At 61.9% G+C, this 14,307-nt stretch carries 11 protein-coding genes; 10 read left to right on the forward strand and 1 reads right to left on the reverse strand.

Annotation, left to right across the window (positions count from 1 at the left end):
- Positions 1-67: 67 nt before the first annotated feature.
- The 10 genes from DEU38_RS12125 to DEU38_RS12170 all read left to right on the forward strand — a co-directional run bounded on the left by DEU38_RS12125 (position 68) and on the right by DEU38_RS12170 (position 12,413).
- The gene (locus tag DEU38_RS12125; protein WP_114721460.1) at positions 68-1,396 is read left to right on the forward strand and encodes a UDP-glucose/GDP-mannose dehydrogenase family protein; all 1,329 of its coding nucleotides are present in this window, start codon (positions 68-70) and stop codon (positions 1,394-1,396) included.
- 140 nt (positions 1,397-1,536) lie between these two features.
- Positions 1,537-2,496 carry a glycosyltransferase gene (locus tag DEU38_RS12130; RefSeq protein ID WP_147283505.1) on the forward strand — a complete coding sequence of 320 codons (960 nt, stop codon included), beginning with the start codon at positions 1,537-1,539 and terminating at the stop codon, positions 2,494-2,496.
- A gap of 57 nt (positions 2,497-2,553) precedes the next feature.
- Positions 2,554-3,597 carry a glycosyltransferase gene (locus tag DEU38_RS12135; RefSeq protein ID WP_114721464.1) on the forward strand — a complete coding sequence of 348 codons (1,044 nt, stop codon included), beginning with the start codon at positions 2,554-2,556 and terminating at the stop codon, positions 3,595-3,597.
- Positions 3,594-5,069, forward strand: a complete 1,476-nt coding sequence (locus DEU38_RS12140) for a lipopolysaccharide biosynthesis protein (protein WP_114721466.1) — start codon at positions 3,594-3,596, stop codon at positions 5,067-5,069. Before DEU38_RS12135 ends, DEU38_RS12140 begins: the two co-directional genes overlap by 4 nt.
- 66 nt (positions 5,070-5,135) lie before the next feature.
- Positions 5,136-6,185, forward strand: a complete 1,050-nt coding sequence (locus DEU38_RS12145) for a polysaccharide pyruvyl transferase family protein (RefSeq protein ID WP_114721468.1) — start codon at positions 5,136-5,138, stop codon at positions 6,183-6,185.
- On the forward strand, positions 6,185-7,447 hold the full coding sequence (locus DEU38_RS12150; protein ID WP_114721470.1) for a glycosyltransferase: 1,263 nt from the start codon (positions 6,185-6,187) through the stop codon (positions 7,445-7,447). Before DEU38_RS12145 ends, DEU38_RS12150 begins: the two co-directional genes overlap by 1 nt.
- An 11-nt stretch (positions 7,448-7,458) precedes the next feature.
- Complete coding sequence (locus tag DEU38_RS12155; protein WP_147283506.1) at positions 7,459-8,841, forward strand: O-antigen ligase family protein; 1,383 nt, start codon at positions 7,459-7,461, stop codon at positions 8,839-8,841.
- Positions 8,838-10,889, forward strand: a complete 2,052-nt coding sequence (locus DEU38_RS12160; protein WP_181818757.1) for an acyltransferase family protein — start codon at positions 8,838-8,840, stop codon at positions 10,887-10,889. Before DEU38_RS12155 ends, DEU38_RS12160 begins: the two co-directional genes overlap by 4 nt.
- A gap of 79 nt (positions 10,890-10,968) precedes the next feature.
- The gene (locus DEU38_RS12165) at positions 10,969-11,760 is read left to right on the forward strand and encodes a polysaccharide pyruvyl transferase family protein (protein ID WP_114721476.1); all 792 of its coding nucleotides are present in this window, start codon (positions 10,969-10,971) and stop codon (positions 11,758-11,760) included.
- A gap of 206 nt (positions 11,761-11,966) precedes the next feature.
- On the forward strand, positions 11,967-12,413 hold the full coding sequence (locus DEU38_RS12170) for a YdcF family protein (RefSeq protein WP_258557848.1): 447 nt from the start codon (positions 11,967-11,969) through the stop codon (positions 12,411-12,413).
- Positions 12,414-12,429: 16 nt separating this feature from the next.
- Here DEU38_RS12170 and DEU38_RS12175 read toward each other — a convergent pair whose 3' ends face one another.
- The gene (locus tag DEU38_RS12175; protein WP_114721750.1) at positions 12,430-14,235 is read right to left on the reverse strand and encodes a DUF4012 domain-containing protein; all 1,806 of its coding nucleotides are present in this window, start codon (positions 14,233-14,235) and stop codon (positions 12,430-12,432) included.
- Positions 14,236-14,307 lie beyond the last annotated feature (72 nt).

Raw genomic sequence — 14,307 nt, forward strand, 5'->3', positions numbered from 1 at the left:
GGCAAATACCGGCGATCGTCCGACGCCGGTATTTGTCGATCACGAAACTCGAAGATTGAGGCAGATCATGAGCACTCCGATGGCGGTATTCGGTACCGGCTACCTGGGCGCGACACACGCCGCATGCATGGCAGAGCTTGGGCACCAGGTTCTCGGTGTGGACGTCGACGAATCGAAGCTGGCGAAGCTCGAGGCCGGCGAGGTCCCCTTCTACGAGCCCGGGCTCGAAGAAGTTCTCAAGCGCAACATCGAGGCTGGTCGGTTGCGGTTCACATCGTCGTACGAGGAAGCCGCGGAGTTTGCGGATGTGCACTTCGTCGGTGTCGGAACCCCGCAGAAAAAGGGCGAGTTCGCGGCAGACCTGTCGTACGTCGACGCGGTGATCGACACGCTGGCACCGCTTCTGAAGCGTCCTGCGGTGATCTTCGGCAAGTCGACGGTTCCCGTGGGTACGGCCGCGCGCCTCGGTGCGCGTGCCCGCGCGTTGGCTCCGGCCAAGGACGCGGTCGAGGTTGCGTGGAATCCGGAGTTCCTCCGTGAGGGATTCGCGGTGCAGGACACCCTCCATCCCGACCGTCTCGTTCTCGGACTCGATCGGGAGAAGCCTGGCCGCGCGGAAGAGGTTGCGCGGGAAGTCTATGCGCGTCTCCTCGACGAGAAGATTCCATTCCTTGTGACCGACTTGGCAACCGCCGAGCTGGTGAAGACCTCGGCGAACGCCTTCCTCGCGACGAAGATTTCGTTCATCAACGCGATGGCCGAGGTCTGTGAGGCTGTCGATGCCGACGTCACGGTCCTCGCGGACGCAATTGGTCACGATGCGCGGATCGGGCGGCGGTTCCTGAACGCAGGCCTCGGGTTCGGCGGTGGGTGTCTGCCCAAGGACATCCGCGCCTTCATGGCCCGCGCCGGTGAGCTCGGCGCGGATCACGCGCTGACCTTCCTTCGGGAGGTGGATGCGGTCAATATGCGTCGGCGCACGCGTATGGTCGAGATGGCGCGAGAGGCATGTGGCGGCAACCTTCTCGGTACACGGGTTGCGGTTCTCGGCGCGGCCTTCAAGCCGGAGTCCGACGACGTACGGGACTCTCCGGCGCTCAACGTAGCCGGCCAGATCCAGCTCCAGGGTGCAACCGTCACGGTGTACGACCCCAAGGCGATGGAGAACTCGCGGCGAATCTTCCCCACCCTGAACTATGCGGCTGACGTCAATGAGGCCGTCGAGGGTGCGGACGTGATCCTGGTGTTGACGGAATGGCAGCAGTTCCGGGATCTTCGGCCCGCCAGACTGAGCAAGTTGGTTCGGCAGCGCAGCATCATCGACGGGCGCAACTGCCTGCACCCAACCGCATGGCGAGACGCGGGTTGGAACTACCGAGGCATGGGGCGTCGCTGAGCGGTTCGTTGCGATCGGTCTTCTCCTGGAGTGAGCCCCCTTCGGAATGAACCGAGCATCGACTGGATCGATACGTACGCCATGAGCGGTGACGGCTCTTCCGCCGCCGAACACTGCGCGCCTCACTAAGGAGATTACCTGTGACAGAGAAGCATCCACTGGCTCAGCTCGTACCGCCTCAGGCGCGCGTGCTTTGGGTCGCGTCGTCGGGAGGGCACTTCTCGCAGCTGATGCGAATTGCGGATGCTGCTGACGCAGCTGACGATTCCGATTGGGTTACCTTCGCGAATCCACAGACGTTGGGTGCGCTCGACGGGAAGCGCGCGCACTTCGTGGACTACATCGCACCACGCGATGTGAAGAACGCGGCGAAGGCCGCGCGCTGGGCCGCCGGCCATCTCCGGAACGAGAAGTATGATCTCTGCATCAGTACCGGTGCGGCGCTGGCGGTCTCCGTCCTTCCTGTGGCAGCAGCCCGCGGCATCGAGACGGTATACGTGGAGAGCATTTCTCGTGTCGACGGACCGTCGCTCAGTGGGAGGATGCTGCAGCGTTTCCCGCGTATTCGCACGTTCACCCAGCACGAAGGATGGGCATCGACGAAGTGGCAGTGGAAGGGTTCGATTCTCGACAGCTGGGCCGCCGAGAATCGAGAGACGAGCCGCGAGCCGAAACGATTCTTCGTCACCCTCGGGACCATCCGTCCGTACCGATTCGACAGGGCGATCGACGCAATTCTCGCCGTGCTGCAGCCGGGGGACGAGGTTACCTGGCAGCTGGGCTGCAGCGAGCGCGATGACCTTCCCGGTTCAGTTCACCGTGAGGTGAAGCCCACGGAGTTCCGTAAGCTCGCGCAGGAAGCCGACGTGACTATCACGCACGCGGGTGTCGGTAGCATCCTCGAACTGCTCGACATGGGCATTACGCCGGCCATCGTTGTGCGCTCACAGGACAACGCAGAACATGTCGACAATCACCAACGGCAGATCGCCGCGGCGATGACATCTCGAGGGCTTGCGTTCGAATTGGATCTGGAGCAGCCGTCACGTGGAACCTTGGTGCGTGCTGCGGAGTTCGGCGCCATGAGTGTGTCCGCCTGATATGACGCTGGGGGCAGAGACCCGCTGCGCGGAACGAACTGATGGAGAGCGACAGAAATGACCGAGACTGACCTTCGGCCGAGGATCACGGTGCTCCACGCGTTGGGCAAACCGGACGGAACCACCCGGTATGTCGACCACATGATCGACAGCGCGCCAGAGGAACTGAAGGTTGAGACATTCTCCTGGACCGAAGCTCTGTTCGGTCGATACGATGTTTTCCACATTCACTGGCCCGAGAATCTGCTTCGAGGTCGGCGTCGCGGTGCCGGCGCGCTGAAGAAGCTGATGTTCCTGATGCTCGTGGCGCGCCTGCGGATCACGGGTCGTCCGATCGTCCGTACCGTCCACAATCTCGACCCGCATGAAGACGGCGGCGCGGCCGAGGGGGCACTTCTCAGTTTGTGTGACTCGGTCACGAACGGGTTCGTCCGGTTGAACACGACGACACAACTGCCCGAGGGCAGGTCGTCGACAACGATCCCACATGGACACTACAAAGATCGTCCCGAGTATCAATGTTCGGTCCCTCAGGATCCGACACGACTGCTGTATTTCGGGCTGATTCGCCCGTACAAGGGCGTCGACGATCTCTTGCAAGCTTTCGCTGAGTTGGAATCCGACGACCTGAGCCTTCGGGTGGTCGGAAAGCCTCAGGATGCGGGGCTCGCTGCCCAGATCCACCAGGCTACCGAATCCGACAACAACATCTCGTGCCGACTCGAATTCCTACCCGACACAGATCTGGGGGAGGAGATCGCCCAGGCCATGCTCGTGGTGTTGCCGTACCGGGAAATGCACAACTCAGGCTCCACGATTCTCGCCCTGTCCATGGCGCGCCCTGTCCTGGTGCCCTCGACTCCGGTGAATCGTGCCCTGAAAGACGAAGTGGGTCCCGGCTGGGTGTATCTCTACGATTCTCCCGCACTGGATTCGGAGACACTTCGCAGAATTCTGCACGAGGTGGACACAGATCGTCTGACGAGATCGGGAGAGCCGAACCTGTCCGATCGGGACTGGGGCACCGTGGGTGAGCGACACTATGCGCTGTATCGAGAACTGCTGACCGCGGGCGGCAGTAAGAGTCGCGCACGGGTATGACAGCCGATTCGATCACGGAACGGGAGCCGTCTCTGGGCGCCGTCGCAGCGCGCGGCGCGGCGGTGACGCTTGCCGGTCAAGCGGTCAAGTTCGGAATCCAGTTCGGCGGAATCATCGTTCTCGCCAGGCTTCTCTCCCCGGAGGCTTTCGGACTGGTAGCCATGGTGACAGCGGTCGTCGGAGTCGGCGAGGTACTGCGTGACTTCGGCTTGTCTTCAGCTGCAGTACAGGCGAAGTCGCTCACGCCAGGGCAGCGGAGCAATCTGTTCTGGATCAACTCCGCAATCGGAGCTGCGCTGTCGGTGGGTGTCGTTCTCTGCGCGCCCTTGATCGCCGGACTGTACGGGGAGCCTCGGCTCGAAGCTGTCGCGCGCGTACTTGCGGTCACGTTCCTTCTGAACGGGCTCACAACTCAGTTCCGTGCGAACATGACCCGGCAGTTGAAGTTCGGGAAGCTCGCGGTTGCCGATATCGTCGCCCAGGCATGTGGGCTCGGGGTCGGAATCGGAATGGCCCTCGGTGGGGCCGGCTATTGGGCCATCGTCGGACAGCAGGTGGCTCAGGCGGTTCTGACGCTCGCACTCACTGCAGTGCTCGGGAGGTGGGCGCCGGGCTGTCCGCAGCGACGTGAAGAGATGCGCGGGCTGCTGTCCTTCGGGTGGAATCTGATGGGCACTCAACTGCTGCAGTACACAAGTAAGAACATCGACTCGGTCATCGTGGGACACCAGTTCGGCGCAACGAGCCTCGGCTACTACAACCGTGCCGGGCAGATAGTCAACGGGCCGCTGAACCAACTGAACGTTCCGGCGTCGACAGTAGCGCTACCGATCCTCTCGCGGCTGCAGGACGATCGCCCGCGCTACCGCAACTTCATCTTGCGCGGACAGACCGCGCTGATGTCGCTGGTGGTCGCGGTGTTCTTGTTTCTGTCGGCCCTCGCGGAGCCGTTCGTGGAAATACTCCTCGGCACCGAATGGCTGGCATCGGTTGACATCTTTCGATTGATCGCGATAGGTGCGGCCTTCCAGGGTGCCAGCTACGCAACCTACTGGGTGTTCACCTCGAAAGGGCTCACGCGGTCGATGCTTCGATATGCGGTGGTCGCCCGTACGATTTCGATCGCGCTGTTGTTCGGTGGTGCTTGGTTCGGTGTCACCGGTGTCGCGGCGGCCTACGCGTTGGGAATCGCAATTACCTGGCCGCTGGGTCTGTACTGGACTTCCCGGATCTCGGACGCCCCCGTGTGGGAGATGTTCACCAATGGTCTGCGAACGCTGGCGGTGTACACGGCGGCCGCCGTGGTGGCGTACCTGGCAGCCAGGTCGCTCTCAAATCCAATAGCGGAGGTGGGCGTGGGTGCGGCCGCTATGGCGGGGGCAGCGGCGGTGATGGCGATCCTGATTCCACGATACCGGGCGGATCTCATTGCGATGAGAGAAATCGGCGGTCTTGTGAAGCGCAGGTTGTGAAATGGCGAACGTCTGGTCGTTTCGAGACCGTTCTGCTGTCGACGATGAACTGAAGGGGCTGGTCGGGTGATCTACTACTGGTGCGCGGGTCAAGACGACAATGTCGGTGACATCATTCTGCGTCGGAGGATGTTGCGCAGCCTTCAGGCTGCCGGCCCGAGCTGTGACATCTATGTAGGCAAGGCGACTCGTGACTTCATCGCAGCTCTCGGTGCTCGTCCGGAGGACAAGATCTATACCAGCTTCGTTCGCTTCATTGCAGTAGCCACGCTTCACAGCCTGCGAAAAGACTGGATGTTCGGATTCAATCCCGGAGAGATCAAGTGCAATCGCAAGCAGAGTGTCATGCATGCACTGCTCATCCCGATGATGCTGATCTCGCTCATCCACGGGAAGCGCTGTGTCCGTGTCGGTGTCGGTGTCGGGATGCACGAGTATCGCCAACTGTGGCGGAACCTGATCTGGGTGACTGTGCTTCTGGCAAAGGTCAACGTCTGGCGCGACGCGGCTTCGAGAGATGTGTTCGGAAAGGGAACCGTCGGCCCGGACTGGGCATTCGATGAGGCATTGGAACAGCCATCGGCGGACGAGGAGTCGTCGGGACGCGGGTTGCTTGCGGTCTCTCTTCGGGCGGATAGTCCAGCCACGAGTCCCGAATGGACCGAGGGCATTCGCGAGCTGGCGCGGGAACTTGGGTTGATACCGACTGTTGTGGTCCAGGTGAAGCGGGACTCGGCGAGAGCGCGTGAATTGGCAGCCGCACTCGAGTGCGAGATCGTCGATTGGATCGACGAGTCTCACACAGACCAGGAGAAGAGGTTGCGATACACGTATCGCAAGTGTGAGGTCGTGGTCAGCGATCGGCTACATGTACTGATCATGGCGCTGACCGAGGGGGCCGTTCCTCTGGGTTTGATGGAACACGAGGACGAGAAGGTTGCGAGACACTTCGCTGCCGCCGGGTTTGACGCCGTCAGTTGGGATGTGCGTGGCTGGGACACCCAGGAGATCGTCATTCGTGGTGCCGCCAGGGCACGCGAGCGGAACGAGATCGAGTTGAGCACCCGTATCGCACAGTCGCGCGTTCGCGCGCTCGATTCAGTAGTGAGGGCCTGATGAGTAACGACGGTCGGTCAGCGACTCTTCCGCACGGCGATCTGGAGGGCCGAAGCCTGGAACCCTCGCCGTCGATTCACTATCTGGTCGGGGGTTTCCGTATATCCCTGGGTGATCAGTCGAACACGCCTGGTCCACGGACTCACATTTTGAACTTTGTGCGGGGACTGTCCCAGATCGGAAGGCGAACCGAGCTGCTGACGGCGTCGTCCTTCCCGATGATGGGCCGATTCACTCAGATCAGGCAGTCCGACTATGCAGGCGCGGACGGATCCAAGATCTGGATCGCCGATGTCGTGCGGGGTGCTGCGGCGGTGTGGTGCGGTGTCAACGTTTTCGTCCGAACGGCGAGACAACCCGCGCCGCAACTCATCTACGAGCGAGTGGCCGTGTTGCAGACGCTGACGAGCTTCCACGCACGTAAGGGATCCGCCGTGCGCGTCGTTGAAGCGAACGGGATTCTGTCCAGAGAAACCGCGCAGGACAGGAAGGTCCTGAAGGCCGAGCGCATTGCGCGGTATCTCGAGCGGCGAGTATTGCGTCGATCCGACATCGTCGTTGCGGTCAGTGAGCGGTTGTGTGACGAACTCGTCGAGTTTGCACGGATCGATCGGGACAAGGTGTTGGTGGTTCCGAATGGCGTTGACGAGAGGTTGCTGGACTACCATCGTTCGGAGAGTGCCTGCCGTGTAATAGGATTCGTAGGGTCTGTGGTGAAATGGCAGAACCTGGACCAGTTGATTCTGTCCGTCGCTCGCGTGGCGAATGGGGCGAGCGAACCGGTCCGCCTCGAGATCATCGGAGACGGTGCTGAGCTCGGAAATCTGAAGCAGCTGGTGAAGGATGAAGGGCTGTCGGAGCTGGTCTCCTTTCATGGCCGGATGCCACAATCCGCCGCGTTCGAAGTGATGACGGCGTGGGACGTCGGGATCGCGGGTCACCAGAAGTCGTCCAGCCAGTCGATGTATCACAGCCCCCTCAAGCTGTACGAGTATGCGGCGCTCGGACTGAGCATCGTCTGCACCGAATCCGCCGACGCCGAGTCCTTGGCGCGTTCCGGGGCCGACATCCACATGTTCTCCGACACGGTCGAGTTCGAGGCAACACTGAAAGAACTGGTCGGCGGAGCCAGGCGCTCGAGCGGCGATATCGAGCTGAGTCGAGCAGCAGTTGTGCGCGATCATGCCTGGAGTACGCGTGCGACGGCGGTGCTTGATCGAGCCGGTCTCATCCCACAGAGTGACAAGCGGCCGGCGCGATGACGGTCCAGACCTTGGACATCCGCTCGGGCGATCGTCCAGCCGAACCCACGATCGGACCGGGCGTGGACGACACGCGGCCGGCCGTCAGGTGGGTCGGGCTGTTGCTGGGGGTGGCTGCCGCGGTTCCGGGCGTTCCGGCCCTCGTTCCGGTTCTGGGTATTCGGCCCTGGCACATGTTGGTCGCGGTTGCGATCCTCGTTGCCTGCACGCAGGCCGCCTCCGCCGCTGTGCCGCGGCTGCGTATTACCAGCCTCGATATCGTGGTACTTCTATACACGCTTGCCTCCGTGCTGGCGGAGTACACGAATTCCGGTGACCTCGGATACGGATTCGACCTGGTCGGTGCCGTGACTCCGCTGTTCTACCTTGTTGGCTACATCGCTGCCCGTCTCGTCATCGACAGCAGACAGAGTGCACGTGCCTTCTTGACCTCGTTCGCGGTCCCGGCTATACCCGCCGGAATTCTGTCGGTGCTCCAATTGGGATCGCCGGCCTTCTCCCTCATGGTGCTGAAGATCGCTCCAGGCCCGGGTCTTTCCGAACGCATCGTGGACGGGCGTCTGATCCGGGCAACCGGGCTGGTCGGACACTGGACTGGACTCGGCTTCTACTTCTGCACGGCACTTGCCGCATGCTGCTCGGCGGTCTTGCTCGCCGAGCGGGGACAACGACGGTTCACGCTGCCTCTCGCGGCGGCACTGTTTGCATCTGCCTTCGGAGCTCTCGCGTCGTTGACGTTGTCCGTGCTCGCGACGGTCGCGGTGATCGTCTTGGTGACGCTGTTCGTGATGGGGATCCGTATAAGTCGAGTCGTCGGCCTTGGCGCCGTAGTGTTACTCGGTTACATGCAGTTCGGCAGCTACCTGGACGAACGCTTCACGCAGCAAACCGCCTACCGCCCGGAGTATCTGCCCGGCTGGGTGCCGAACACGATCGCCTACAGGTGGAAAATCTGGACGCAACAGACGATTCCAGCCATCGAGGATCGCTTCTGGACCGGGTGGGGCTCGAGCGTCTACACGGGGCACTGGCGGCCGAGTCAGCTTGTTTGGGGATCGCCCGAGTCGCAATGGTTCGGCACCGCAGTAGCGTCGGGTGTCATAGTGGCGGTTCTGCTCGGTCTGACGCTGCTTGTCGCGCTTCGGTATGTCCTGAGGGGTACGGCCGAACGTCGTGCGCGGTGGAAGCTTCCGATCGGAGCTCTCGTGGTTTCGGCGTTGGTCGCATCGCTGACAGTGCCCGCGTTCACGAATCGTGGTCTGCCGATCGGCCTGTGGGTGTTGTTCGGAGTGGTCCTCGCGCTCGAATTCGCAGCCGATTCGGGAGGCACCGCTGATCGGGGCGGCACCCATCCAACAACGGTCTCGGAATGTGGAAAGGAGTCGTGCCAGTGAGTGTGACCGAAGCGCCGGCACTACCGGCGAAGGTCCAATCTGGGCGAGACTTTCGCGCAGACATCCAGGGCTTGCGGGCGGTCGCTGTCGGAGCAGTCGTCCTCTATCACGCTGGTGTGCCCTGGTTGACCGGCGGATACGTCGGTGTAGACGTGTTCTTTGTGATTTCCGGCTTCCTGATCGGCGGGCATCTGCTCGGCGAGCTCGATCGAACGAACAGCGTCTCGGTGATGCGGTTCTACGCGCGTCGCATACGTCGACTCATGCCGGCTTCGATCTTCGTCGTGCTGGTTACGCTGCTGCTGGCGCGAATATTCATACCGCCACTGGGGTTCGGTGACGTTTCCAAGGACGGAACAGCTGCGAGTCTTGCGGTTTCGAATCTGTGGTTCGCCGTGACGGGCACGGATTACCTGGCCAACGAGGCGCCGTCGGTCTTTCAACACTATTGGTCCCTTGGGCTGGAGGAGCAGTTCTACTTCGTATTCCCTCTGCTGGTCTTGGCGGCGTATCGCATCCTCCGCGGTAATCGACGCGGATTGATGGGCGTGATCTTGTCCGTCACGGCGGCATCATTTGTGCTGTGCGTCGTGTTGACCACGGTGAACCAGCCGGTCGCATTCTTCACGCTTCCCACACGTGCATGGGAACTCGGTGTGGGCGTCTGCTTGGCGGCGGTCGTCGGCCGATTGCGCGGACTCGGGCAGACCAGTGCCGCTGCACTCCAGTGGTTGGGGCTGGGAATCACCCTTACGGCGATCGTCTTCTTCGACCATGGCACGACCTTCCCCGGGGCGATGGCGGCGGTTCCGGTAGTCGGTGCGGCGATGTACATCGCGGGCGGATGTGGGCGACCTGCGGGGCGGCCAAGTTTGATCATGGAGAACGTGGCGATGCAGTTCGTCGGTCGAATTTCCTACTCTCTGTATCTGTGGCACTGGCCGCTCCTGATCGTCCCGGTCATGTACTCGGACCGCCAGTTGACCTGGCTGCAGGCCCTTGGGTTGGTTCTGCTGGCAGTCGTTGCTGCAGTTCTGACAGAGCGGTTCGTCGAGCGCCCATTTCGAGACGCACGTTGGATCGGCGCCTCGCTGGGACGCACGTATGGCTTTGGCGCGGCAACGGTGCTGGTTGCAGTTGTAGCCTGTGTCGCCGCGTCGACTCTTCCCAAGTTGTCGACCGATACCATTGCTACGGAGTGGATCGCGGGGACCCTGCCCGCCGATGTCGCAATACCGGCGGTGGTCCCCGCGAATCTCTCACCTTCCCTTGTGTCTTCGTCGAGTAGCGTGCCCGTGATCTACGCAAATGGGTGCCACGGCGACTTCTCGGCAACCGTGCCGCGCTCGGACTGCGTATTCGGCGACCGAGGTTCCGAACGATCGATCGTCCTCCTGGGGGACTCCCATGCGGCGCAGTGGTTCCCGGCACTCGAAGTAGTGGCATCCACCCACGGTTACCGGCTTGTCACGATGACGAAGTCTTCTTGCCCTGCCGCGGAGGTGACAGTTTGGAGCGATTCGTTGAACCGTCGCTACACGGAGTGCGAGACATGGCGGGAGAACGCTCTGACGATGATCGGCGAACTGGCTCCGGATTTTGTCATCGTGTCGAACTTCCAAGGCCAGAAGCCTGTCGGTGTCGCAGACGCCGACGAAGCCTTCGCCCGCGGGGTCGGTGCTCTACTGAACCAATTGCCGGCGGAGTCTGTTTCGGTTGTGCTCGGCGATACGCCGATGCACGACGTGGCGCCGCCGATCTGTCTTTCAGGTCACCTGTCTTCGACTGCTGAATGCGTCACGAGCGCCGAGCACGCGGTTGCGGCTCGATGGTCACAGAAGGTCGACGAATGGACGACGAAGTCGGGTGGGCGGTTTGTTGATCCCCTTCCCTGGTTGTGCCCGGGAGGTTTGTGCGTGCCGATCGTCGGGAATGTCTTGGTCTACCGTGACAGGCACCATTTGACGACGGAGGCATCGAACCTGCTGGCAGAGCAGTTGAAGAATGCTCTGTACCCGATCGGACTCGCCCACGGGCAGATTCACTGAGGACTGTCCGGATCCTGCTATCGACAACTACGAATGTCCAGATCGAGCGAGGGCTCTGCGATGAAGCTTTGGAGTGCGTATGCCGGTTGAAGTAGTGAACTGGAACCCGCGGAAGCGGCGTGTTCGTGGGCCGCTGGGAAGGGTGATTCCAAGAAGGCCACCTGTCAACAATTTTGGTGATCTTCTCGGTCCGCTGATCGTCGAGGAACTTCTTGCCCGTCAGGGAATCGATCCTGCCGGAACGTCGATCCGTCACCGATTGCTCAGTGTCGGTTCCATTCTTCGACTCGCGAACGACGGAGACGTCGTCTGGGGTTCGGGTGTCAACGGGAAGAGTCTCGACCTCGAGTACCAGTTCTCTGATCTCGATGTCAGGTCGGTGCGCGGGCCCCGAACGGCCGAATTCCTCCGTAGTCGGGGCATTTCGGTACCGGAGGTCTACGGCGATCCTGGACTCCTCGTAGGTGTTCTCTGGCCGCGTGAGAGTTTGGTGGCGCCGCGACTGTCCGCGGGCGTAACTCTCATTCCCAATCTGAACGACGTCGAGAAGTATCGAGGCCACCCGGACTTCTGGCATCCCTGTCGGCCGCTGTGGGACACGATCACACGGATCGCGAATAGTGAGTTCGTCATCGGAAGTTCCTTACATGCAGTTGTCCTCGCCGACTCGTTCGGAATCGAGGCACGGCTGATCGGCTCTGACCACGAACCACCCTTCAAGTACCAGGACTACTATCTCGGGAGTGGTCGCAGCGGCTACACGGCCGCGACGACCGTGGACGAGGCGCTGGCGATGGGAGGCGAGGAACCACTCGAGTGGGATCCCGCTGGCGTCTTGGGTGCGTTTCCGTACGAGCTGTGGGCGCCGTGAGTGAACGTGAGAAGGACTGCATCCGCGGTTCGACAACAAGACATCGAATGATGCTGCGCTAGTGCGCGATGAACCGGATCCTCCATCCGTCCCTGCGTGCGAGACGGAGGACTAGGCGTCTCCTCCTGGTCCTCGTTGTGTACGTAAGCGTCCTTGCGCCGGGAATTTTCGGGGCAAGGACTTACACATACGCAGGCTTCGATAGGTTGACCGACGTCGATGCCATTGTGGTGCTCGGAGGTGCGCACGATGGTCGCGAGAAGTACGCCATGGAGTTAGCGCTCCGTGGCTATTCCGATCATGTGGTTCTCTCGAATCCGTATCGACGGACTGATGTGCGGATGCGAGAGCTTTGTTCGACAGAACACGCCTCATTCGACACCACCTGTTTCGTTCCGGATCCGCCCACGACGCGTGGGGAGGCGACGGCGGTAGCGAGACTGGCATCAGAGAACGGGTGGGACAGCGTCATGGTCATCAGTTGGCGATACCACCTGCTGCGTGCACGGTACATCTTCGAAAAGTGCTTTTCAGGTGCGGTATTCGTGCGCCCGGTACCCCGGGAGTACAGGTACAGCATTCCACGCTGGGCGTACGAGTACCTCTACCAAACAGGAGGTTTCGTCAAAGAGACCTTGCTCGGCCATTGCTGAGGGTGTGTGTCGGAACTCAGCAGCTCGGAACGTCTATCCCGGCATCGGGTTGATCGAGGAGAGGTTGGATGGGCACCGATGCCGTTCCTGCCGTCGCTGGTTCGGTCAGTTCGTAGACGACCTCCGCGGTCTTGCCCTGTCCGATCGGGAACTGGATGTCGAATACCGGGTGTCCCAGTTCTGCTCCGGTGAAGGCGAAGGCCGGCTTACCGTCGACGGTGACCTTGTCGAGCTTTGCGCCGCGGGTTGCGACCAGCGACAGGTTCGTCAGGTTGGTTCCGGCGGGTGCGCCCATTGGGTTGTCGAACATTCCGGCTACATACTTCGTGTAGTCACCGTTCGGAAGCGTATTCGTCAGGCGCACTCTCACGGTGCTCTTCCGCACGCCGTCGGTGCACGACTCAGCGGTGTACGTGATCTCACGGCGGAGATAGTAGTCGAGCTTGTTGCCACCCAGGTTGTTGACGACCACGCCGGCGTAAGGGGCGTCGTCCTCAGGGACGATGTGCCCCAGTGCGGTACCGGCGAGGACGGTCTGTTCCTCGGGGTGTGAACTCCAGACTGCGATTCGTCGTTCGCTGGCCGCTCGTCCCAAGGCTTCGAGCAGCGCCTGCGGTCGGGAGATCTTCCCGGTCATCCGTTCGACCACCTTGGCAGCGACAGTCTGGAGATACGCCTTGCGCGCGGCATTGTCGTCACCGAATCGCGAGTATGCGATGGATTCAGTCAGCTCTACGACGTTCTCGGCGGTGACCTTCTCGCCGTCGGGCATCGTGATCGGTCCCACCACGTCGAGTACGTAGCTGAGTGCGACAGGATCGGTTGCGATGACTCCGTCGACCTGCTCACCGGATTCCTGTGCCCATAGGGATCGCCAGATCTGCGCGGCGTAAGGGAAATGTGAGCTGGCGTTACTGTTCCGGAAATCTGTTGTGGCACGACTCTGCCCGTACTGGCGCTCGAAGTCCGGACCGAGATCGATCGGTTGATTGCCGTTCAACGAGAGTTCCCGGTTGCTGGCGAGCTCATCAACGCGCACGGTGCCGTCTGCAGTACGCAGTTCGCCGAAACCACCGAGCAGCCCACCGGTGCCACGGGCCTCGGCGTTGGTCTGGAATCCTATGAAGTAGGTGCGGGGACCATCGGCGCCGAGCATCGCTGGGGCGATCTCCGCTGCGGTCGAGACGTTTCCGAGGAGGGTGGACAGATCCGATGTCTGCTGTTGGAGTTGTACGCGAGCGTCCTCGATGGGTCCGATGAACGTGCTGCCGACGCCTGCAGCGTCGGCAGCCAGCGCCTCGGCTGCGGTGGCAGTGTCGGCAAGGCTGGGCGCGGCGTCACGCAGGGCCTGCAGGTTGATTCGTGCTCCGTCGAGGATCAACTGGCTGGGTGCCATCGCCGATCCTGCCTGCGCTGCCGGGGTCAGGACATCAGAAGTGAGCCCCCGAACCACGTCGGATATCTGCCGGGTCGTGTCGAACGGACTGCCCAGCCACGGAATCGCTCCGGCGACACGCCAGCTGACCGAGTGGGCGGCGTCATAGGCCTGGTCTGCGTAGCGGTCCGCATCGGCCGCAGATCGTGTGCCTGTCTCCGAGTTACCCGCCAGTAGTGCATCTTTCGATTGCGTCGCGTGATCCGATGCTCGTTCAAGATTCAATCTGATCTGGGTTGCCTCGTACGCGAGATAGCAGCCCCAGGCACCGACGATCGCGACCGCGCACGTTGCGCCGATCGCGATGCGGCGTCGCCGCTTCCGCGCCGTTACCGCAGGTTGTGACGTCCGGCGGCGGCTTGTTCGACGGGCGGGCGCCGGATCGATCTCCGTCGTCCTTGATGCGGCTTCGGGCTCGGACTGCTCCACGTGGTGGACCCCCTTCGGTCGGCATGCTCT

This window comes from Rhodococcus sp. AG1013 (assembly GCF_003350365.1).
GTDB lineage: Bacteria > Actinomycetota > Actinomycetes > Mycobacteriales > Mycobacteriaceae > Prescottella.